This window comes from Streptomyces sp. NPDC056128 (assembly GCF_042263835.1).
Classification (GTDB): domain Bacteria; phylum Actinomycetota; class Actinomycetes; order Streptomycetales; family Streptomycetaceae; genus Streptomyces.
Map to the genome: position 1 here is coordinate 778,533 of NZ_JBHJVQ010000001.1, position 20,230 is coordinate 798,762.

The window sequence follows — 20,230 nt, forward strand, 5'->3', positions numbered from 1 at the left end:
GGTGGCCGCGGCCGGCGACGGGCCCTGGCTCGACGACGCCGCCGGACGGCTGGTGCGCCCCTTCACCGTCAGCAACGGCCGTACCCGGCCCACCGTCGCGCTCGACCTGATGTCCCAGGTGATGGCCACGGGGACGACCCCCCTGGGCTACCTCGGACCCGAGCACACGCAGGTACTCGACCTGTGCCGGGCGCCGCTCCCCGTCGCCGAACTCGCCGCGCACCTGCGGCTTCCGGTGGCGGTCACCAAGGTGCTGCTCTCGGACCTCGTCGACTGCGGCGCGCTGACCACCAAACCCCCCGCCGCGTTCCACCACAACCCCACGGACCGGGCCCTTCTGGAGGCAGTGCTCGATGGACTACGACGACAGCTCTGACCACGTCCACGGCGAAGGCGCCGACCCGTTCCCCACCGCCCTGAAGATCCTCGTGGCGGGCGGATTCGGCGTCGGCAAGACGACCTTCGTCGGCGCCGTCAGCGAGATCGCGCCGCTGAGCACGGAGGAACTGCTCACCACGGTCAGCGCCGCGACCGACAACCTCGACGGAATCGAGAACAAACTCGAAACGACCGTGGCCATGGACTTCGGCCGCATCACCCTCGACCCCGCGCACGTCCTGTACCTGTTCGGCACGCCCGGCCAGGAACGCTTCTGGTTCATGTGGGACGAACTGTGCGAGGGCGCGCTCGGGGCCGTGATCATCGCTGACACCCGCCGGCTGGAGGAGTCCTTCGCCGCCGTCGACTTCTTCGAGGAACGCGGCCTCGGCTTCATCGTCGCGATCAACGAGTTCGACGGCTCCCACCGCTACGACCCCGAGGAGGTGCGCGCCGCCATGGACCTGCACCCCGAGATCCCCATCGTCCGCTGCGACGCCCGGATCTCCAGCTCCGGTGTGCAGACCCTGCTCACCCTCGTACGCCATCTCATCGCCCACACGCCGGCCCCCACCACGGGGTACGGCGCCGGAGCCCGCCCATGACCTACGACCCGCCGCGCCCGGCCGGACGCCTGCTGCTCACCCCCGAGGACCGGGAGGCCCCCGCCCGGGTACGACGGCTGCGCCTGCTCGGTCTGGTGGAACGCCCCGACCCCGCACTCGACACCTTCGCCGCGCACCTCGCCGGCCTCGCCGAGGCCCCGTACGGGATGGTCAACTTCCTGGTCGAGGGCGGGCAGTTCTTCGCGGGCCTGCGGGTCCCCGACATCCCGCCGGTGACCCGGGGGGACGGGACCAGCCCGGAGTTCGGCCGCGTCCAGCCCCGCGACCACGGCTTCTGCCCGCACGTGGTGGTCCGGCGCAAGGCCCTCGTCCTGGAGGACGTGCGCGACTACCCGCGCTTCGCCGGCAACCCGGTCGTCGACGAGTTCGGCATCCGCTCCTACCTCGGCGCCCCGCTCATCGACAGCACGGGCACCGTCCTGGGCACGGTCTCCGCCGCCGACGTAAGGCCCCGGACCTGGGGCACGGCGGGCCTGGCGACGATCAAGTCGACGGCGGCCGACCTCGTACGCCGCATCGAGCGCAGCGCGCAGGACGGGCTCCCGCTGTGAGAACGCGGGGCGGCGGGCGGGCGGCGTGAAGGAAAGCTGCGGCCGGGCTTAAGAAAGGCTCGATGGACCCGGGGCGGTGTCGTACGGCAGATTGCAGTGCGATCCCCCTCCCCTCCCCGGACGCGGGCCGCTTCGGCGTGCGCGACCCCGGGGTCTCACCGTCAGGAGCCGTAGCGTTGAAGGCGCTGGTCAAGGAGAAGGCGGAGCCCGGTCTGTGGCTCGCGGACGTGCCCGAGCCCGTCGTCGGGCCCGGTGACGTCCTCATCAAGGTGCTGCGCACCGGCATCTGCGGCACCGACCTGCACATCCGGGCCTGGGACGGCTGGGCGCAGCAGGCCATCAGCACCCCACTCGTCGTCGGGCACGAGTTCGTCGGCGAGGTCGTCGAGACCGGCCGGGACGTCACCGAGGTCAAGGTGGGCGACCGGGTCAGCGGCGAAGGGCACCTGGTGTGCGGCAAGTGCCGCAACTGCCTGGCCGGCCGGCGCCACCTGTGCCGCGCCACCGTCGGGCTCGGCGTCGGCCGGGACGGGGCGTTCGCCGAGTACGTCGCCCTGCCCGCCACCAACGTCTGGGTGCACCGCGTCCCCGTCGACCTCGACGTCGCCGCGATCTTCGACCCGTTCGGCAACGCCGTGCACACCGCCCTGTCCTTCCCGCTGGTCGGCGAGGACGTCCTGATCACCGGCGCCGGACCGATCGGCCTGATGGCCGCCGCCGTCGCCCGGCACGCCGGGGCACGCAACGTCGTGATCACCGACGTCAGCCAGGAGCGCTTGGACCTGGCGCTCAAGGTCGGGGTGAGTCTCGCCCTGGACGTCTCGAAGGCCACCATCGCCGACGGGCAGCGCGAACTCGGCCTGCGCGAGGGCTTCGACATCGGCCTGGAGATGTCCGGCCGCCCCGAGGCCATGCGCGACATGATCGCCAACATGACGCACGGCGGCCGGATCGCCATGCTCGGCCTGCCCGCCGAGGAGTTCCCCGTCGACTGGGCGCGGATCGTCACCTCGATGATCACCGTCAAGGGCATCTACGGCCGCGAGATGTTCGAGACCTGGTACGCCATGTCGGTGCTGCTCGAAGGCGGCCTCGACCTCGCCCCCGTGATCACCGGCCGGTACTCCCACCGCGACTTCGAGGCCGCCTTCGCCGACGCCGCGAGCGGCCGGGGCGGCAAGGTCATCCTCGACTGGACCGCGTGAGCCACCGCGCCCACACGTACGTACTCCTAGGAGCTTCTGAGATGTTCGACTCCGTGCGCGACGACCTGCGCGCCACCCTCGACGAGATCCGCGCCGCCGGTCTGCACAAGCCCGAGCGCGTGATCGGCACCCCCCAGTCGGCGACGGTGAACGTCACCGCGGGCGGCCGCCCCGGCGAGGTCCTCAACTTCTGCGCCAACAACTACCTCGGCCTCGCCGACCACCCCGAGGTCGTCGCCGCCGCCCACGAGGCGCTGGACCGCTGGGGCTACGGCATGGCCTCCGTCCGCTTCATCTGCGGCACCCAGGAGGTGCACAAGGAACTGGAGGGCAGGCTCTCCGCGTTCCTCGGCCAGGAGGACACGATCCTCTACTCCTCCTGCTTCGACGCCAACGGCGGCGTCTTCGAGACCCTCCTCGGCCCCGAGGACGCGGTGATCTCCGACGCCCTCAACCACGCCTCGATCATCGACGGCATCCGCCTCAGCAAGGCCAAGCGGCTGCGCTACGCCAACCGCGACATGGCCGACCTGGAGGCCCAGCTCAAGGCCGCCGGCGACGCCCGGCGCAAGCTGATCGTCACCGACGGCGTCTTCTCCATGGACGGCTACGTCGCCCCGCTCGACGAGATCTGCGACCTCGCCGACCGCTACGGCGCCATGGTCATGGTCGACGACTCGCACGCCGTGGGCTTCGTCGGCCCCGGCGGCCGCGGCACCCCCGAGCTGCACGGCGTCATGGACCGCGTCGACATCATCACCGGCACCCTCGGCAAGGCCCTCGGCGGCGCCTCCGGCGGCTACGTCGCCGCCCGCGCGGAGATCGTCGCCCTGCTGCGCCAGCGGTCCCGGCCCTACCTCTTCTCCAACACCCTCGCCCCGGTCATCGCCGCCGCCTCCCTGAAGGTCATCGACCTGCTGGAGTCGGCCGACGACCTGCGCGTCCGGCTCGCCGAGAACACCGCCCTCTTCCGGAGCCGGATGACCGAGGAGGGCTTCGACATCCTCCCCGGCGACCACGCCATCGCCCCGGTGATGATCGGCGACGCCTCCGAGGCGGGCCGCATGGCCGAGCTGCTCCTTGAGCGCGGCGTCTACGTCATCGGCTTCTCGTACCCGGTCGTGCCGCAGGGGCAGGCCCGCATCCGCGTACAGCTCTCCGCGGCGCACTCCACGGCCGACGTGAACCGCGCGGTGGACGCCTTCGTCGCGGCGCGGGAGCAGCTCGCCGCCTGAACGCCGGTGACCTGAGAGAATCGATCCCGTGATCGAAGCGCGGCGGCTGCACATCCTCCGAGCGGTGGCGGACCACCGCACCGTGACGGCGGCTGCCGCCGCGCTGTACCTCACCCCGTCCGCGGTCTCCCAGCAGCTGGCCGCGCTGGAGCAGGAGACCGGTCACCGCCTGGTCGAGCGCGGCGCCAAGGGCGTACGGCTGACCCCGGCGGGCGAGATCCTGCTGAGCCACACCAACGCCGTCCTCGCCCAGCTGGAGCGGGCCGAGGCCGAACTCGCCGCCTACGGCTCGGGCGCCGCCGGCACCGTCACCGTCGCCTCCTTCGCGACCGGCATCGCCCTGGTCGTCGCGCCCGCGCTGGCCCGCCTCGCCGAGACCGCGCCCGGCATCCGCATCCGCGTCCAGGACGCCGAGGGCGACGCCAGCCTGCCGATGGTCCTGGACCGGCAGGTCGACGTGGCCGTCGCCGTCGAGTACCGCGGGGCGCCGCCCGCCGACGACCCGCGGCTGACCCACGTCCCGCTGTACGCCGAGCCCTTCGACGCGGTCGTCCCGGTGGCCCACCGCCTCGCCGGCGCCGACGAGGTCCCGCTCGCGGAGCTGGCCAAGGACCCCTGGATCGGCCCCTACCCGGGCAACCCGTGCCACGACGTCGTCGTGCTGGCCTGCGAGAGCGCCGGGTTCCAGCCCCGCATGGAGCACTCCTCGGACGACTTCCGCGCGGTGGTCTCGCTCGCCGCGGCCGACGCGGGTGTCGCGCTGGTCCCGCGCTCGGCGCTGCACGGCACCGACCTGACCGGCGTGGTCGTCCGCCCGGTCGACGGGGTCGCGCCCACCCGCCGGGTCTTCGCGGCCGTACGCCGTGGGGCCGAGGAGCACCCGCTGATCCGGCCGGTCCTGGACGCGCTCGACGAGGTGGCCCGGGCGTGAGGCTTCCGTAACGTGGTCGTCTCATATCCGGGATAGCGTCCCTGATATGAGAGACGACGACGGGGCTCCCGACCTCGTGGATGCCCGGCTCGCCGCCCGCCTCGCCGAGCTGCGGGCCGAGCACGGCTGGTCGCTGGGGGAGCTGGCGGAGCGCAGCGGAGTGAGCCGGTCCACGCTGTCCCGGGCCGAGCGCGCGGAGACCAGCCCCACCGCCGCCCAGCTGAACCGCCTGTGCGCGGTCTACGGCCGGACCATGTCCCGGCTGCTCGGCGAGGTCGAGGCGGAACCCGCGCTGCTGGTACGGGCCGACGAGCAGCCCCGGTGGGAGGACAGGGCCGCCGGCTTCGTGCGCCGCTCGGTCTCCCCGCCGCACGCCGGACTGCGCGGCGAACTGGTCGAGGGACGGCTCGCCCCCGGCGCCGACATCGCCTACGACCGGCCGCCCGTCCCCGGCCTCGAACAGCACGTCTGGGTGCTGGCCGGCGCGCTGGAGGTGACCAACCAGGACGTCGCGCACCACCTCGGCACCGGGGACTGCCTGCGGATGCGGGTCTGGGGGCCGACCAGGTTCCGCTGCGCGGGCCCGGAGGAGACGCGTTACGTGCTGGCGGTGGTGCTGCCGTGATCGTCAGCCGCGTCGACGAGCACCGACTGGCCGCGCTGCTGGAGGAGTTGGCGGACCTGCTGACCGACGTCGTGGACGGCGGCGCGTCGGTCGGCTTCCTCGCGCCGCTGGAACGCGATCCGGCGCTCGCATGGTGGCGGACCAGGGTCCGCGCGGTGGCCGCCGGGGAGCTGGCCGTCTGGGTGGCGCATGAGGGGGAGCGGGTGTGCGGGACCGTGAGCCTCGCCCTCCCCGACAAGCCCAACAGCCGCCACCGCGCCGAGCTGGTCAAGCTCATGGTGTCCCGCGCGGTCCGCGGCCGGGGCGTGGGACGGAGGCTGCTGACGGCCGCCGAGGAGTCGGCCGCCGCGGCCGGCCTCACCCTGCTCCACCTGGACACCGAGACCGGCAGCCCCGCCGAACACCTCTACTGCTCCGCCGGGTGGACCCGGGCCGGCACCATCCCCGGCTACGCGGCGGACCCGGGCGGCGAGCCGCGGCCGACGACGCTCTACTACAAGCAGGTCGGCGGCCCCTCCGCCGCCGGGTGATTGTCAGTGGCGGCGGATAGCGTGCCTGGCATGCCGGACGCAGAAGACGTACGCCGTGTCGCCCTGTCCCTGCCGGACACCACGGAGAAGATCGCCTGGAGCATGCCCACGTTCCGGGTCGCGGGGAAGATGTTCGCCACGCTGCCCGAGGACGAGACCTCCATCGCGGTGCGCTGCCCCAAGGAGGAGCGCGACGAACTGGTGCTGGCCGAGCCCGGGAAGTTCTGGATCGCCGGTCACGAGGCGCAGTTCGCCTGGGTCCGGGCCCGGCTCGCGGCGCTGGAGGGCGAGGACGAACTGCGCGACATCCTCGCCGACTCCTGGCGCCAGGCGGCCCCGACCCGCCTCCTGGAGGCCCATCCACGACTGGGGCTGCCGGCTGGGGGCTAGAAAATCCCTCGGGCGTTGTCGGTGCCGCGTGGCATGATCCGGGGACACGCGTGGCAGCCGGGGCCGGAGGGGGGCTCCGGCTGTCGGACGTACGGGGCGGGCGGGGAGGGGAGCGCGGGATGGCCGGGACGGCCTCGCAGTCCACGCACGAGGCGGCGACGGCGGCGCGAGCCGTCTGGTCGCGGGACTTCGCGCTGTTCTTCGCCGCGCGGGCCATCGCCCGGCTGGGCGACACCATGCTGCCCGTCGCGCTCGCCGCCGGTCTGCTGCAGCACGGGTACGGGGCGGGCGCGGTCGGCCTCGCCATGGCCTCGACCGCCGCCGCCTTCGCCGGACTGGTCGTCTTCGGCGGAGTCCTCGCGGACCGCTTCAGCACCCGCAGGCTGATGATCGGCGCGGACCTGGTGCGGCTCGGCACCCAGGCGCTGGCCGCCGGCCTCTTCTTCTCCGGACACGTCGTGCTCTGGCAGATCTGCGCCATCGGGTTCGTCAACGGTGTCGCGAGCGCCGTCTTCCAGCCCGGCGTCGCCAGCACCGTGCCCCGCCTGGCCGCAGACATCCAGGGCGCGAACGGCGCGATACGCGTCGCCGAGTCCGCCGCCCAGCTCGCCGGTCCCGCCGTGGCCGGCCTCCTGGTCGGCTTCGCCTCACCCGGCGGGGTCTTCGCCGCCCACGCCACCACGTACGCGGTCAGCGCCGGGTGCCTGCTGCTGCTCAGGCTGCCTCCGCTCGCCCCGGGCGCCCGGACCGCGACCGGCCCGCGCACGAAGGCCTTCCGCGCCGACCTCGTCGAGGGCTGGCACGAATTCCGCTCCCGCCGGTGGCTGTGGGGTGTCATCGCCGTCTGGTGCGTCTACATGATCGCCGTCTGGGGCCCGACGGTCCCCCTCGTGGCCACCGAGGTGGTCCAGGAGCACGGCGCACGCGCCTACGGCCTGGTCAACTCCGCCCTGGGCGCCGGCACCGTCGTCGGCGGCCTCGTCGCGCTGCGGCTGCGGCCCCGCCGCATGCTCCGCGCCGGGGCGATCGCCCTCGTCGGCTTCGCCGCCTTCCCGGCGAGCGTCGGCGCCGGGCTCGACGTCCCCGCGATGGCCGCGGGGGCCGCCGTCGCCGGGGCCGGTATGTCCTTCTGGGGCGTGATGTGGGCGACCACCGTGCAGACCCAGGTGCCGCCCGACGTGCTCAACCGCATCCACGCCTACGACGTCGCGGGCTCGCTCGCGATGATGCCCGTCGGCCAGGCCCTCGCCGGGCCCGCCGCCTCGGCCCTCGGCGCCGACCACGTGCTGCTCGTCTCCGGCGCGACCAGCTTCGCCGTGTGCGCGGCCCTGCTCCTGATACCGGCGGTGCGCGGCCTGGTACGGGTCGACGCGGCCACGGCCGGCTCGCGGCGGACGGCGCGGAAGGCCGAGCGGTCCCGGGCCGAGAAGTGCTGACCGCGGTGCCCGCGCCGGAAAAGCGATGCGCAACCACGGGCCCGAGTGCGGTATGGTTTTCCTGCGCGTTCGGCCGGGGGAAACCCCAGGTCAGATGGGCAACGGGACGTGGCGCAGCTTGGTAGCGCACTTGACTGGGGGTCAAGGGGTCGCAGGTTCAAATCCTGTCGTCCCGACACGGCGAAGGGCCTTCGCGGACAGCAGTCCGCGAAGGCCCTTTTCGCGTGCGGGCGAGGTGGCGGCCGCACGCCGCCACCCGCGCCTCAGTCCACGCAGCCCACATGCGCCAGCGCCTGCTTCAGCAGCACCCCGTGCCCGCCCGGCATCTCGCTGCGCACCGCCTCGGACAGGGCTTCGCGCGGGTCGAACCAGACCAGGTCCAGCGCGTCCTGCCGGGGCCGGCAGTCACCGGCGACCGGCACTACGTAGGCCAGCGATACCGCGTGCTGCCGGGGGTCGTGGTACGGCGTCACACCGTGCGTCGGGAAGTACTCGGCCACCGTGAACGGCTGGAGCGAGGACGGCACCCGGGGCAGCGCCACCGGGCCCAGGTCCTTCTCCAGGTGGCGCAGGAGGGCGTCCCGGACCCGCTCGTGGTGGAGCACCCGGCCGGAGACCAGCGTCCGGCTGACCGTCCCGTCCGGGCCGATGCGCAGGAGCAGGCCGACGCTGGTGACTTCGCCGCTGTCGTCGACGCGGACGGGCACCGCCTCGACGTACAGGATCGGCATGCGGGCACGTGCCATCTCCAGCTCGTCGGTCGTCAGCCAGCCCGGCGTGGTTTCGGTCATGTCAGACATCGCTTGATCATACTTTCAGCCGTTCCTGCTTCCCGGGCGGCGCTCCGGGACTGTGACCGGTCCCACGCCGCTCAGCCGTCGTCCATCGGGCCCCTGGGCAGCCGGTAGACCCGGCGGGCGTTGTCCCGGCCCGCCCAGCGCGCCAGGCGCAGCGCGTCCGGAAGGGCCAGTTCGTCGGCGTCCAGCCGCTCCTGGAGCAGCCCCGCCAGTCCCCGCCGGAACGCGACCGCCCCGAGGTGATGGAACTCGGCCACACCATAGGCGTCGGAGCTGTACAGCAGCTTGCGGAACGGGGTGATCTCCGTCGCCTCCGCGAGGATCGCGCCCGCCCGCGCGGGGCCGACGTGGTGCAGGGTGAGGCCCACGTCGAGGTACACGCGCTCGAAGACCGCCGAGAGGTACGCCGCCTGGCGCTGGTAGGGCCAGCAGTGCAGCAGCAGGACCGGGATCGTGCCCGCGGTCAGGTGCAGCCAGTCGGTCAGCAGGGTCGGGTCCACGCGGTGCATGCGGATGTCGCTGTCGCCGAACCCGGTGTGCAGCTGCAGGGGCAGCCCGAGGTCCACCGCGGTCCACAGCAGGTGCCGGACGAGCACCGGGTCGTCGAGCCGGCCGCCGCGCGCGAGCCACCGCCGGGCCGCCCCCGTGACCTCCTCGGGCGAGGGACGGGCCGGGTCCAGGCCGAAACCCGTCCGGTAGGCCGCCACCGACTTGACACCCACCACGCCCGGCCGCCGCACCGCCTCCCACGCGGCCGTGCGGAACGCCTCCGCGTACGCGTCCGGCTCGACACCGCCCGCCGCCACCGCCTCCGCGACCTGCTCGAGTCGCACCACCTCGTACGCCGTGGCGTCCGCGGCGCGCGCCAGCTCGGCCGGCCCGGTCACCCGGTGCGGGGCGTAGCCCGTGTCCACGCAGAACACGCCCGTGCCCGCGGCCCGCAGGAACCGCCGGTTCACCTCGGCCGCGCCCAGTTCCGCCCGCCGGGCCAGGTACACGTCCGCGGGCGCGTGGCGCGGCAGGTCCAGCAGGGGAGCGCAGTGGCGGCGCACGGCGAGGCCGACGGGGCTGTCGAAGGGGGACACGCCGGGCCACCGCTCGCCCTCGGTGAGGAGGGACTCGAAGCCCTCGCGGTCCAGGTCACCGGTGACGGCGCCGTGGCAGTGGTGGTCCACCAGCTCCAGCGCGGCGAGGCTCTCGTGGACGGGTCCGCCGGCCATGTCAGTACTTCCAGCGGTAGGCCGCCGCCACCCGGTCGTCGTCGAGCCCGTCGACCGCGTCGATCTCCCCCTGCCGTACGGCGGTCACGGCGTCGGCCAGCACCGGCCCCAGCGCGGTCCGCAGCACGTCGTCCGCGCGGAACGCCGCCACCGACTCGGCGAGGGAGACCGGCAGCCGGCGCACGCCCCGGGCCGCCGCGTCGGCGGGGTCCAGCCGGGCAGGGTCGCCGGTGATCTCCTCGGGCAGCGGCGCGGACGACGCGAGACCGTCCAGTCCGGCGGCGATCACCGAGGCGAGCGCGAGATACGGGTTGGCGGCCAGGTCGACCGGCTTCACCTCCAGGTTCGCCGCGCGGCCGTGCTCCCCGGTGCTCCCGGTGACGATCCGCAGGGCCGCCTCCCGGGTCTCCCGGCCCCAGGCGGTGAAGACGCCCGCCCACTGCGAGGGGCGGAGCCGCAGATGGCTGGCCGGGCTCGGCGCGGTCATCGCGGTGAGCGCCGGCAGGTGGCCCAGCACCCCGGCCACGAAGGACTCGGCCTCGGCGGTCATGCCGTACCGGCCGGTGCCGCCGGCGTGCAGGTTGGTCCCGTCCCGCCAGGCGGAGAGGTGGAGGTGCCCGCCGTTGCCGACGCCCCGCCCGAGGACCGCCGGGGCGAAGGAGACCCGCAGCCCGTGCCGCTGGGCCACGGCCCGGATCGTCTGCCGCACCAGCACGCTGCGGTCGGCCGCCGCCACCGGGTCGAGGGCGCCCACCGAGACCTCGAACTGCCCCGCCGCGTACTCGGGATGCAGCTGCTCCACGTCCACGCCCTGGGCCGCGAGCGCCGCCAGCAGGTCGGCCGCGCAGTCGCTGAGCCCGATCTGCCGGGCGGCCCCGTACGCCGGTCCCGACACCGCGGGGACGAAGGCGTCGTCGTCGGCGTCGCCCCGGCCCACCGACCACTCGATCTCGATCGCGGCCTTGAACCGGACGCCGTACCGCTCGGCGGCGTGCGCCACGGTCCGGCGCAGGACGGTGCGCGCGCACGCCGGGTGCGGCCCGCCCTCCTGCGTGATCCGGTCGACCGGCGCCCACGCCCAGCCGGGCTGCGCCGCCAGCACGGTCAGCCGGTCCAGGTCGGGGTGGAGGCGCAGATCGCCGTCGGGGGAGCCGAGGACGTCCGTGGCGACGATCGAGTCGTCCGCCAGGAACGTGTCGAACACCGGGGACATGCCCACGCCCCACGCGGCGGCCGAGGCGAGCCGCGCGGTGGGCACGGTCTTCACCCGGGCGATCCCCGCCGTGTCGATGTACGCCAGCACCACGCCGTGCACGCCCTGGCCGGACAGCTCACCGCTCAGCGCGGTGGCCCGCTCGGTCTCGCCCGGACGCCCGCCGGGCACGGGGTCGCTCTCGCTCACGTCTCGGGCTCCTTCGCGCGTGCGCCGTCCGCCGCCCACCATTGTGCCGTCGGGTGATCACGCTGTCCGGGTTTCGCCGGATCCGTGCACACGGCACCGCCCCGCGCCGTGTCGGCGGACGCGGGGCGGGGCGGGGCGGGGCGGGGGAGGGTGCGGGAGTCGGGGTCAGGTCATGGGGGTGGGCTGCGGGGAGGGCGTCCCGCCGTCCAGGACGGTCTTCAGGCGGTCGGTGCCCTGCCGCACCCCCTGCTCGACGGCGTCCGCCTGGTCGCCCTCGAGGCCGCCGCCGGTCACGGTCAGGGCGGAGGTGCCGACCCGTACGACGGCCACGTCCAGGCTGAGCGTGGCCGGACTGCCGCCGGTGGACCCCTGCACGGTCACGTGCAGGCCCTCACGGGCGTCGCCCACCTCGGGCACCGACGCCTCGGTCACCTGTACCGTGCGCTTCTCGCCCTCGGAGTCGGTCGCGGTGAACTGGTCGCACTTCTGGGGCAGGGTGTCCATCCACTCCAGTCGGTCGTCCAGTCCGCCGCGGTCGTAGCCGGCCACCTGGTCCAGGAGGCGGGAGTCGCCCTGCTCGAAGCCGGTGACCGCCGACGGACCCGACGGCTCGCCCAGCAGCTTCTCGCCGTAGAGCCCGTCGAGGAGTTCCTGGCAGTCCGAGGCGTCCGTCCTGGCGGTGAGGAAGTCGGACACGTCGACCTCGCCGACGAGCATCTGGTCGCGCCACTTGTCCGCGTCCTGGACCTGGTTCCAGTCGCCCTCCAGGTCGCCCTCGGTGAGCAGCGCGGCCTTCGCGCCGGACTCGGTGAGGGTGGGCGTGGGGGTCCTGGGGGATCCGGTGGGCTGTGCCGCGGGGGCCCGCTCGGCGGCGGGGGAGGCGGACCGCGCCCGTTCCGCGGCGGTGTCCGAGGCCGTGCCCGACCCGGCGGCGTCGTCCGAGCAGGCCGCGGTGGTCAGCAGCGCGCCCGCCGCCAGGGCGGAGGCCACCAGGCGGGCGGGGCGGGACGGTCGACGGCTCATCGCGGGATGCCTCCTGGGACGGGAACGGTGTCCTCAGCGCATCACCGCGGCCGCGGGCCCACCAGCGCACGGGGTTGTTCGGGTGACGTGACCCGGGGCCGGGCGGCAGGGCTCAGCCCGCGCGTTCCAGGGTGTCCTCGGCGACGTCCTTGTCCACCGCCGCGCGCACCAGCGCGGCCGCGAGGACGGCCGGTTCCGTCGTCCCGGCGAGGCCCAGCAGCCGGTCCGGGTCGGACGGCAGACCGAGGCGTTCCGCGCCCTGGAGGGCCTTGCGGTCCAGGGTCGGGCCCGCCTCCGGCCAGACGAGCTGGGCCTCGCGCAGGAAGATGTCCACGCCGGTCGGACCCACCCCGGGAAACTCCCGGAGCAGCCGCCGTACTTCGGAGAGGTCGCGGTCCGCCTCCTCGCGGAGCCGGCGCAGGTCACCGCCCCACCGCTCGGTCAGCCGTTCGGCGGCCTCGCCGAGCTGGGTGGCGGTGCGCTCGTCGTAGCGCCGGTAGCCGCCCCGGCCGAGGGCGTCCACCCGATCCTGCCAGTCGGCGTCGGCCATGCGCCGCGGGTTCCGCAGCCCCGCGTCGTACAGGGCGCGGGCGGTGGCCACCGCGATCGAGCCGCGGATGCGGGCGCTCAGCAGGTGGGACAGGACCAGCAGCCGGTACAGCGGCTGCGGGGTGTCCTTGAGCCGGATGCCCGCCTCTTCGGCGTACGTCTGCCCGTGCGCGTCGACGAGCGCGCGCACGATCCGCCGCTGGCCGGTGCTCACGGCTAGGGCTTCAGCGGGTCGTGGCCGACCGTCATCAGCCGGTGCCGGAGCGCGGTGTCGTCGGACTTGGGCTCGTTCTCCAGGTCCGCCTGGGCCGTCACGGTGTCCACGACCTCGCGCATCGCGCCCAGGTCGTCCTCCGTGAGGTCGGTGCGCCGCTTCTGGAGGATCGACAGGACGTGCCGCCCGAGCGGCGGTCCCGCGTCGTCCGGCAGCGGCTCGGTCAGCTCACCGGAGTCGCGTACCCGGAGCCAGTCCGCGAGTTCCGCGGAGGTCATGTTCACCACGCGGTGGAAGTCCGCCCACAGCGCGTCGAGTTCGAGGGCGTCGGCCATGAGGTGCCCCTCAGATCGTTGTGCGTACGTGCCTACGTGCGCAGGCGCGGGTGCCCGAGGGGCGGAGCGGCAAACGCGCCGCCCGGTCAGCGGGCGAGCACGCCGTCCAGGAAGCGGGTGACGTCGGCGAAGACCTCGGCGCGGTTGGTCTCGTTGAACAGCTCGTGCCGGGCGCCCGGATAGATCCGCTCGGTGAGGTCGCCGCCGCTCAGCGCTTCGACGCCCGGGCGGCTGCCCGGCAGCGGCACCAGCCGGTCGTCGTCCCCGTGCACCCACAGCAGGGGCAGCGGGCCGACGTCGCCGTCCTCGGCCACCTTCCCCAGGGTCCGCACGAAGGCCTCCAGGGTCGGCCGCTTCATCGGGCCGTGCCAGACCAGCGGGTCCGCCGCGTACGCCGCGCCGACCGCCGGGTCCCGGGAGAGCGAGGCGGGGCTGATCGGGATGTCGGGGATCTCCGGCAGGGCGAGCAGCCGGCGCGGCAGCTCCCAGTCGCCGATGACCGGCCCGGACAGCACCAGCGCGGTCATCCCGCCGGGGTGGCGCTGGGCGTAGCGGGAGGCGATCAGGCCGCCCATGGAGTGGCCGATCACGACGAACGGGAGGTCCGGGTGGGCGGCACGGGCCCGTGCGGCCACGGAGTGCACGTCGGTGACCACGTCCTCGAAGTCCTCGACCAGCACCCGCTCGCCGTCGGACCGGCCGTGTCCGGTGTGGTCGACGCCCCAGACCGCCGCGCCGTGTCCGGCCAGGACGCCGGCCACCTCCTCGTAGCGCCCGACGTGCTCGCCGTAGCCGTGCACCAGCAGCGCCACGTACCTGGGCCGGTCCGCGGGCCACTCGCGGGCGGTGATCCGTCCCCGTGTTCCGGTCAGGTCGTGTGCGCGGGCCTCGGCCATGGCTCCTCCGGCTGCGTCGGTGAAGGTCACCGGAGGATCTTCCCAGGGAGCCGTCCGGCGGTCTATAGTCCAAAACTAGCAGTGCTAATTAATGTCGGATGCCCCTCGTCCGGCGGCGGCGTGCCGTCCGGCGACCGGGCGACGACGGTCAGGAGTCCCCTCGTGCGTCCCGTCCACTTCGCGGCCGCCCGCCGCACCCCGATCGGCAAGCTGCGCGGCGCCCTGTCGTCCGTGCGGCCCGACGACCTCGCCGCCGCCGTGATCCGGGGCCTGGTCGCCGACGTGCCCGCGCTCGATCCCGCCCGTATCGACGACGTGTACTGGGGCGCCGCCAACCAGGCCGGCGAGGACAACCGCAACGTCGCCCGGATGGCCGCCCTCCTCGCGGGCCTGCCCGAGTCCGTCCCGGGCGCCACCGTCAACCGGCTGTGCGCCTCTGGCCTGGAGGCCGTCACCACCGCCGCCCGCACCGTCGCCGCGGGCGAGGCGGACGTCGTGCTCGCGGGCGGCTCCGAGTCGATGAGCCGCGCCCCCTTCGTGCTGCCCCGCCCCGACGAGGCGCTGCCGCACCGCATCGAGACCGTCGACACCCGGCTCGGCTGGCGCCTGGTCAACCCGGCGATGAAGGACCTGCACGGACTGCTGGCGATGGGCGAGACCGCCGAGGAGGTCGCCGGGCGGTACGGCATCCCGCGCGAGCGCCAGGACGAGTTCGCCCTGCGCAGCCACCACCTCGCAGCCGAGGCCCGCAAGAACGGCTGCTTCGACGACGAGATCCTCCCGGTCGAGCGCCCCGACGGCGTGGTCGTCGACGCCGACGAATGCGTCCGCGAGGACACCTCGCTGGAGAAGCTGGGCCGCCTCAAGCCCGTCTTCCGTCCCGGCGGCACGGTCACCGCGGGCAACGCCTCCCCGATGAACGACGGCGCCGCCGGACTCCTCCTGGTCAGCGAGGAGGCCCTGAACGACCTGGGCCTCGAGTCCCTGGGCCGCTACGTCGCCGGCGGCTCGGCCGGCGTCCACCCGGACGTCATGGGCATCGGCCCGGTCCCCGCCACCCGCAAGGTCCTCGCCCGGGCCGGCTGGAGCGTCGACGACCTGGCCGAGGCCGAGTTCAACGAGGCGTTCGCCGCCCAGGCCCTCGCCTGCGTCGACCAGCTCGGCATCGACCCCGGCCTGGTCAACCCCACCGGCGGCGCCATCGCGCTGGGCCACCCGCTCGGCTGCTCCGGCGCCCGCATCCTCACCACCCTGCTCCACCGCATGCGCCGTACGGGAGCGGCCCGCGGGCTGGCCACCATGTGCGTCGGCGTGGGGCAGGGCAGCGCGGTGCTCGTCGAACGGCACTAGCCGTACGTACGCCGCACCCCCTCGCAGAGCCGCAGCAAGGAACGGAGCAACACCCCATGGCAACCCTCTCCGTCGCCGCCATCCTCGCCGAGAACGCCCGGCGCCGTCCCGACAAGGAGGCGCTGGTCGAGGGCGACCTGCGGCTCTCCTTCGCCGAGGTGTGGCGGCGGGCGCGGGCGCAGGCCGGCGCGCTGACCGGCCTCGGCGTCCGGCCGGGGGACCGGGTCGCGCTGATGGCGCCGAACACCGCCGACTTCCCGCAGGCGTACTACGCGATCGCCGCCGCCGGTGGCGTCGTCGTGCCCGTGCACCTGCTGCTGTCGGCCGAAGAGGTCGAGCACGTGCTGCGCGACAGCGGCGCGACCCTGCTGCTGTGCCATCCCGCCCAGGCCGGGACGGGCACGGCCGCCGCGCGGGAGGCGGGCGTACGGGTGATCACCCTCGGCGACGAGTTCGGCAAGCTCGCCGCCGACGCCGAGCCGCTGCCGACGTACGTCACCCGCGACGCCGACGACCCGGCCGTGGTCTTCTACACCAGCGGCACCACCGGTGTCCCCAAGGGCGCGGTGCTCAGCCACTTCAATCTGGTGATGAACGCGACCGTCAACGCCTTCGACGCCAACGACATCCGGCCCGACGACATCGCGCTCGGCGCGCTGCCGCTGTTCCACGCCTTCGGCCAGACCGTCTCCCTCAACTCGACCTGGCGGGCGGGGGCCACCCTCGTCCTGCTGCCCCGCTTCGACGCGGCGCGCGCGATCGAGCTGATGGTCGAGGAGAAGGTCAACACCTTCCACGGGGTGCCGACCATGTTCGTCGCCCTCGCCGCCGCGGCGGGCGACGCCGACGCCCTGCCCGATCTGCGGGTGTGCGTCTCCGGCGGCGCCTCGCTGCCGGTGGCGGTGCTGGAGCGGTTCGAGGCGGCGTTCGGCGCGCGCGTCCACGAGGGGTACGGGCTGTCGGAGACCTCGCCCGCGGCGGCCGTGAACCAGCCCGTGTTCGGGACCAGGCCCGGCACCATCGGCCACCCGCTGTGGGGCGTGGACGTGGAGATCGCCCACGCGGACGTCGAGGGCCGTGTCGTCCTGCTGCCGCCCGGTGAGCTGGGCGAGGTCGTCGTACGCGGCCACAACGTCTTCTCCGGCTACCTCGGCCGCCCGGAGGCCACCGCCGAGGCGCTGGTCGACGGCTGGTTCCGCACCGGGGACCTCGGCACCAAGGACGACGAGGGCTTCCTCCGCATCGTCGACCGGAAGAAGGACGTCATCATCCGGGGCGGCTACAACGTCTACCCGCGGGAGGTCGAGGAGGTGCTGATGCGCCACCCCGGCATCGCGCAGGTCGCCGTCATCGGCCTCCCGGACGAACTCCACGGCGAGGAGGTGTGTGCCGTCGTCGTCCCCGAGCCGGGCGCGGCACCGGACGCGGCCGGGATCACCGAGTGGTCCAAGGGGCACCTCGGCCGGTACAAGTACCCGCGCCGGGTGGAGTTCGCGGACGCGCTGCCGCTCGGGCCGAGCATGAAGGTGCTGAAGCGGGAACTGCGGGCCCGCTACGTGGACCACGCCCAGCATCAGGGGCAGACGGCCCGCTAAGGACCGACTGGCGAGACGGTGCTTACGCGGACCGGTTGAGTGCGCATAGCATCAGTGGCCGCAATGGACACGATGACGCTCTGGCACCTCACCGGCTGGGAGTTCGCCGCACTCGCCTTCGCGGCCCTGCTCGTCGGCTTCTCCAAGACCGCCGTGAGCGGGGCCAACACGGTCAGTCTCGCGATCTTCGCCGCGGTCCTGCCCGCCCGCGCCTCCACCGGCATCCTGCTGCCCGTCCTGATCGCCGGGGACGTCCTGGCCGTCCTCACCTACCGGCGGCACGCGCACTGGCCCACGCTGTGGCGGCTGTTCCCCGCCGTGGGGGTCGGCGTGGCCGTGGGCACCCTGTTCCTGGTGTGGGCGGACGACGCGGTCGTCCGGACCTCGATCGGCGTGATCCTGCTGCTCATGGCCGGGGTGACGGTGTGGCGCCGGAGACAGGCCGACGCGTCCGACGCGTCCGAGGCCTCCGAACAGGACCGGACGGCCTCGCGGGCCGGCCGGGTCAAGGCCCGTTCGTACGGCGTCCTCGGCGGCTTCACCACGATGGTCGCCAACGCGGGCGGCCCGGTGATGTCGATGTACCTGCTCTCCGCGGGCTTCCGCAAGCTCGGCTTCCTGGGCACGTCGGCGTTCTTCTTCCTGATCGTCAACGTCTCCAAGGTGCCCTTCAGCGCCGGCCTCGGCCTGATCGACGGCCGCTCACTGCTCCTAGACGCCGTGCTGGTCGTGTTCGTGGTGCCCGGCGCGTTCCTCGGCAAGTGGGCGGTCAACCGGATCAACCAACGCCTGTTCGAGCGTCTGGTGATCGCGGCGACGATCGTGGGCGGTCTGCAGCTCCTGCTGGTGTGACGCGCCGCGGCAGGCCGTTGCTCAGGTCCTCGACCAGCAGGCGCTTGGCGATGGCGTCGACGGCGGCGCGCAGGTCGGTATCGGTGGGCCGCCCGATGTCCTGCTCCACCCGGCTCTCCAGCCAGGTGGCCCACGCCCGCCCGATGACCAGCGCCTCACGGGCGCCCGCGTCGGTGTGGGAGAGCAGGGAGCCGTGGCGGGTCAGGAAGCCCTCCTCCACCATCCGCTCGAAGACCGGCAGCAGCACCTCGGGCGGCATCCGGCGGCGGGCGGCGATCAGGCCCAGGCTGGCGTGCCCGACCAGGCGCGTGAACAGCTCGACCTGCATGACGGCCCAGGCGCCCGCGACGTCGAGCCGGGTGTCGCTGTCCGCGATGATCCGCCGCGCGGTGTCCAGCTCCGTACCGCCGATGATCTTTCCGACGGACGCCTCCAGGGTCCGCCTGCTGTTGGCGTCGTGCGGTGAGGCGAAGCCCTCGCCCATGTCGGTGGAGCCCGCGCGGGCGCTGTCGCGCAGCTGGACCTGCTTGAGGAACAGGGCGACGAGGAAGCCGACCGCCGCGACCGGCACCGTCCACAGGAACACCGTCTGGATGGTGTCCGCGTACGCCCCGACGATCGGCGCCGACGTCTGCGGAGGCAGCCCGTGCACGCCCTCCGGACTGGTCGCCGCCCGGCCGATCGCCGACGGATCGGCGGCGCCCGTCCGCGCGGCCTCGGCGACACCGTCCCGCAGGTTGGGGCCCAGCGCGTTGGCGTAGATCGTGCCGAACACGGCGGTGCCGAAGGAGCTGCCCAGGGTGCGGAAGAAGGTGACGCCGGAGGTCGCGGTGCCGAGGTCGGCGTAGTCGACGGTGTTCTGTACGGCGATGGTCAGCACCTGCATCGACAGGCCGATGCCCGTGCCCAGCACGAACATGTACAGCGACTCCAGGCCGGCGCCGGTCGCCGGACCCATCAGCGACATCAGGTACAGGCCGACGCCCATCACCAGCGTCCCCGCGATCGGGAACAGCCGGTACCGTCCGGTCCGGCTGACGACGGTCCCGCTGAAGACCGAGGCGATCAGCAGCCCCGCAACCATCGGCAGCGTCCGCACACCTGAGACGGTGGCCGAGTCGCCGTCGACGTACTGGAGATAGGTCGGCAGGTACGTCAGCGCGCCGAGCATCGCGAAGCCGACGATGAAGCTGAGGATCGAGCACACCGTGAACACCGGGTTGGCGAACAGCCGCATCGGCAGCATCGGTTCGGCCGCCCGGGTCTCCACCAGGCAGAACAGGGCGAGCGCGACCAGCCCGCCCGCGAACAGGCCCAGGATCACGCCCGAACCCCACGCGTACTCGTTGCCGCCCCAGCTGGTCGCCAGGATCAGCGCGCTGGCGCCCACCGCGACCAGCGCGATGCCCAGATAGTCGATGACCGGCCGGACGGCCGACTTCACCACCGGGATGGTGCGGGCGGCGGCGATCACGACGACGATCGCGATGGGCACGTTGACGTAGAACGCCCAGCGCCAGGAGAGATGGTCGGTGAACAGCCCGCCCAGCAGCGGGCCGATGACCGTCGCGACGCCGAACACCGCGCCGATGGCGCCCTGGTACTTGCCGCGCTCCCGCAGCGGGATGACGTCCGCGATCAACGCCATCGACGTCACCATCAGGCCGCCCGCACCGATGCCCTGCATCGCCCGCCACGTGATCAGCAGCGGCATGTTCGTGGCCAGCCCGCACAGGAACGACCCCGTGATGAACACGACCGCCGAGACCTGGAAGACCACCTTGCGGCCGAACAGGTCGCCGAACTTGCCGACCAGCACCGTCGCCACGGTCTCCGCGAGCAGGTACGACGTCACCACCCACGACATGTGCGAGGCGCCGCCCAGGTCCGAGACGATCGTCGGCAGCGCGGGGCCCGCGGTGGGCTGGTGCAGCGCGGGCCGCAGCATCCCCGCCAAGTTAGTGTCGAAGAAGACGGTAAGGCGCCGCCCGTCCACCACGGGGGGGGGGGGGGCGGCGGGGCCCGCGGGGGCGGCGTGTGTGGTGTCGTGTCGTGGGTTGGTGGGGGGTTTGTTGGGGGGTGTGTCGGTG

At 73.8% G+C, this 20,230-nt stretch carries 21 protein-coding genes and 1 tRNA gene; 14 read left to right on the plus strand and 8 right to left on the minus strand.

What is annotated here, in order from left to right; all coding sequences use genetic code 11:
* Position 1 precedes the first annotated feature (1 nt).
* The 11 genes from ACFC1X_RS03385 to ACFC1X_RS03435 all read left to right on the plus strand — a co-directional run bounded on the left by ACFC1X_RS03385 (position 2) and on the right by ACFC1X_RS03435 (position 8,083).
* Positions 2-376 carry a DUF742 domain-containing protein gene (locus tag ACFC1X_RS03385; RefSeq protein WP_161332607.1) on the plus strand — a complete coding sequence of 125 codons (375 nt, stop codon included), beginning with the start codon at positions 2-4 and terminating at the stop codon, positions 374-376.
* The gene (locus ACFC1X_RS03390) at positions 354-983 is read left to right on the plus strand and encodes an ATP/GTP-binding protein (protein ID WP_163015835.1); all 630 of its coding nucleotides are present in this window, start codon (positions 354-356) and stop codon (positions 981-983) included. Before ACFC1X_RS03385 ends, ACFC1X_RS03390 begins: the two co-directional genes overlap by 23 nt.
* Complete coding sequence (locus ACFC1X_RS03395) at positions 980-1,555, plus strand: GAF domain-containing protein (RefSeq protein ID WP_365644345.1); 576 nt, start codon at positions 980-982, stop codon at positions 1,553-1,555. The genes ACFC1X_RS03390 and ACFC1X_RS03395 overlap by 4 nt, the downstream gene beginning before the upstream one ends.
* Before the next feature lie 176 nt (positions 1,556-1,731).
* Positions 1,732-2,760, plus strand: a complete 1,029-nt coding sequence (gene tdh, locus ACFC1X_RS03400; RefSeq protein ID WP_376348323.1) for an L-threonine 3-dehydrogenase — start codon at positions 1,732-1,734, stop codon at positions 2,758-2,760.
* Between the two features lie 41 nt (positions 2,761-2,801).
* Entirely contained in the window at positions 2,802-3,995 is a 1,194-nt protein-coding gene (locus ACFC1X_RS03405; protein ID WP_376348325.1) for a glycine C-acetyltransferase, read from the plus strand.
* 28 nt (positions 3,996-4,023) lie between these two features.
* Positions 4,024-4,926 carry a LysR family transcriptional regulator gene (locus ACFC1X_RS03410; RefSeq protein ID WP_234960399.1) on the plus strand — a complete coding sequence of 301 codons (903 nt, stop codon included), beginning with the start codon at positions 4,024-4,026 and terminating at the stop codon, positions 4,924-4,926.
* Positions 4,927-4,972: 46 nt separating this feature from the next.
* Entirely contained in the window at positions 4,973-5,551 is a 579-nt protein-coding gene (locus ACFC1X_RS03415) for a helix-turn-helix domain-containing protein (RefSeq protein ID WP_376348326.1), read from the plus strand.
* A complete protein-coding gene (locus tag ACFC1X_RS03420; RefSeq protein ID WP_376348328.1) occupies positions 5,548-6,081 on the plus strand; it encodes a GNAT family N-acetyltransferase in 534 nt (177 codons plus the stop codon). Before ACFC1X_RS03415 ends, ACFC1X_RS03420 begins: the two co-directional genes overlap by 4 nt.
* 30 nt (positions 6,082-6,111) lie before the next feature.
* The gene (locus ACFC1X_RS03425; protein ID WP_376348330.1) at positions 6,112-6,471 is read left to right on the plus strand and encodes an MmcQ/YjbR family DNA-binding protein; all 360 of its coding nucleotides are present in this window, start codon (positions 6,112-6,114) and stop codon (positions 6,469-6,471) included.
* Between the two features lie 119 nt (positions 6,472-6,590).
* Positions 6,591-7,907, plus strand: coding sequence for an MFS transporter (locus ACFC1X_RS03430; protein ID WP_376348332.1), 1,317 nt, complete (start codon positions 6,591-6,593; stop codon positions 7,905-7,907).
* Positions 7,908-8,009: 102 nt separating this feature from the next.
* A tRNA-Pro gene (locus tag ACFC1X_RS03435) sits at positions 8,010-8,083 on the plus strand.
* Positions 8,084-8,170: 87 nt separating this feature from the next.
* Here the strand turns inward: ACFC1X_RS03435 and ACFC1X_RS03440 are convergent.
* The 7 genes from ACFC1X_RS03440 to ACFC1X_RS03470 all read right to left on the minus strand — a co-directional run bounded on the left by ACFC1X_RS03440 (position 8,171) and on the right by ACFC1X_RS03470 (position 14,343).
* Positions 8,171-8,698 (minus strand): NUDIX hydrolase family protein, encoded by a 528-nt coding sequence (locus ACFC1X_RS03440; protein ID WP_007389077.1) that lies wholly within the window; start codon positions 8,696-8,698, stop codon positions 8,171-8,173.
* 80 nt (positions 8,699-8,778) lie between these two features.
* A complete protein-coding gene (locus tag ACFC1X_RS03445; RefSeq protein WP_376348333.1) occupies positions 8,779-9,924 on the minus strand; it encodes an amidohydrolase family protein in 1,146 nt (381 codons plus the stop codon).
* 1 nt (position 9,925) lies between these two features.
* Positions 9,926-11,326 (minus strand): glutamine synthetase, encoded by a 1,401-nt coding sequence (locus ACFC1X_RS03450; RefSeq protein ID WP_376348335.1) that lies wholly within the window; start codon positions 11,324-11,326, stop codon positions 9,926-9,928.
* Between the two features lie 165 nt (positions 11,327-11,491).
* On the minus strand, positions 11,492-12,349 hold the full coding sequence (locus ACFC1X_RS03455) for a hypothetical protein (protein WP_376348336.1): 858 nt from the start codon (positions 12,347-12,349) through the stop codon (positions 11,492-11,494).
* Between the two features lie 112 nt (positions 12,350-12,461).
* On the minus strand, positions 12,462-13,112 hold the full coding sequence (locus ACFC1X_RS03460) for an endonuclease (protein ID WP_376348338.1): 651 nt from the start codon (positions 13,110-13,112) through the stop codon (positions 12,462-12,464).
* Between the two features lie 2 nt (positions 13,113-13,114).
* Entirely contained in the window at positions 13,115-13,447 is a 333-nt protein-coding gene (locus ACFC1X_RS03465) for a DUF3140 domain-containing protein (RefSeq protein WP_376348340.1), read from the minus strand.
* A gap of 86 nt (positions 13,448-13,533) precedes the next feature.
* The gene (locus ACFC1X_RS03470; RefSeq protein WP_376348542.1) at positions 13,534-14,343 is read right to left on the minus strand and encodes an alpha/beta hydrolase; all 810 of its coding nucleotides are present in this window, start codon (positions 14,341-14,343) and stop codon (positions 13,534-13,536) included.
* A 162-nt stretch (positions 14,344-14,505) separates the two neighbouring features.
* Between ACFC1X_RS03470 and ACFC1X_RS03475 the strand changes: the two genes are divergently transcribed.
* The 3 genes from ACFC1X_RS03475 (at position 14,506) to ACFC1X_RS03485 (ending at position 18,140) form a co-directional block, all read left to right on the plus strand.
* Positions 14,506-15,693 (plus strand): thiolase family protein, encoded by a 1,188-nt coding sequence (locus ACFC1X_RS03475; RefSeq protein ID WP_376348341.1) that lies wholly within the window; start codon positions 14,506-14,508, stop codon positions 15,691-15,693.
* 56 nt (positions 15,694-15,749) lie between these two features.
* A complete protein-coding gene (locus tag ACFC1X_RS03480) occupies positions 15,750-17,288 on the plus strand; it encodes a long-chain fatty acid--CoA ligase (RefSeq protein ID WP_376348342.1) in 1,539 nt (512 codons plus the stop codon).
* A 63-nt stretch (positions 17,289-17,351) separates the two neighbouring features.
* Entirely contained in the window at positions 17,352-18,140 is a 789-nt protein-coding gene (locus tag ACFC1X_RS03485) for a sulfite exporter TauE/SafE family protein (RefSeq protein ID WP_376348344.1), read from the plus strand.
* Here the strand turns inward: ACFC1X_RS03485 and ACFC1X_RS03490 are convergent.
* The gene (locus ACFC1X_RS03490; RefSeq protein ID WP_376348345.1) at positions 18,067-20,088 is read right to left on the minus strand and encodes an MDR family MFS transporter; all 2,022 of its coding nucleotides are present in this window, start codon (positions 20,086-20,088) and stop codon (positions 18,067-18,069) included. The genes ACFC1X_RS03485 and ACFC1X_RS03490 overlap by 74 nt on opposite strands.
* Between the last annotated feature and the right edge of the window lie 142 nt (positions 20,089-20,230).

What these genes read in the sequence shown, in the direction of transcription:
- ACFC1X_RS03390 (WP_163015835.1), top strand. Translation starts at nt 354, where the DNA reads ATGGACTACGACGACAGCTCTGACCACGTCCACGGCGAAGGCGCCGAC.
- ACFC1X_RS03395 (WP_365644345.1), top strand. Translation starts at nt 980, where the DNA reads ATGACCTACGACCCGCCGCGCCCGGCCGGACGCCTGCTGCTCACCCCC.
- ACFC1X_RS03405 (WP_376348325.1), top strand. Translation starts at nt 2,802, where the DNA reads ATGTTCGACTCCGTGCGCGACGACCTGCGCGCCACCCTCGACGAGATC.
- ACFC1X_RS03415 (WP_376348326.1), top strand. Translation starts at nt 4,973, where the DNA reads ATGAGAGACGACGACGGGGCTCCCGACCTCGTGGATGCCCGGCTCGCC.
- ACFC1X_RS03425 (WP_376348330.1), top strand. Translation starts at nt 6,112, where the DNA reads ATGCCGGACGCAGAAGACGTACGCCGTGTCGCCCTGTCCCTGCCGGAC.
- ACFC1X_RS03430 (WP_376348332.1), top strand. Translation starts at nt 6,591, where the DNA reads ATGGCCGGGACGGCCTCGCAGTCCACGCACGAGGCGGCGACGGCGGCG.
- ACFC1X_RS03440 (WP_007389077.1), bottom strand. Translation starts at nt 8,698, where the DNA reads ATGACCGAAACCACGCCGGGCTGGCTGACGACCGACGAGCTGGAGATG.
- ACFC1X_RS03445 (WP_376348333.1), bottom strand. Translation starts at nt 9,924, where the DNA reads ATGGCCGGCGGACCCGTCCACGAGAGCCTCGCCGCGCTGGAGCTGGTG.
- ACFC1X_RS03455 (WP_376348336.1), bottom strand. Translation starts at nt 12,349, where the DNA reads ATGAGCCGTCGACCGTCCCGCCCCGCCCGCCTGGTGGCCTCCGCCCTG.
- ACFC1X_RS03465 (WP_376348340.1), bottom strand. Translation starts at nt 13,447, where the DNA reads ATGGCCGACGCCCTCGAACTCGACGCGCTGTGGGCGGACTTCCACCGC.
- ACFC1X_RS03470 (WP_376348542.1), bottom strand. Translation starts at nt 14,343, where the DNA reads ATGGCCGAGGCCCGCGCACACGACCTGACCGGAACACGGGGACGGATC.
- ACFC1X_RS03480 (WP_376348342.1), top strand. Translation starts at nt 15,750, where the DNA reads ATGGCAACCCTCTCCGTCGCCGCCATCCTCGCCGAGAACGCCCGGCGC.
- ACFC1X_RS03485 (WP_376348344.1), top strand. Translation starts at nt 17,352, where the DNA reads ATGGACACGATGACGCTCTGGCACCTCACCGGCTGGGAGTTCGCCGCA.
- ACFC1X_RS03490 (WP_376348345.1), bottom strand. Translation starts at nt 20,088, where the DNA reads ATGCTGCGGCCCGCGCTGCACCAGCCCACCGCGGGCCCCGCGCTGCCG.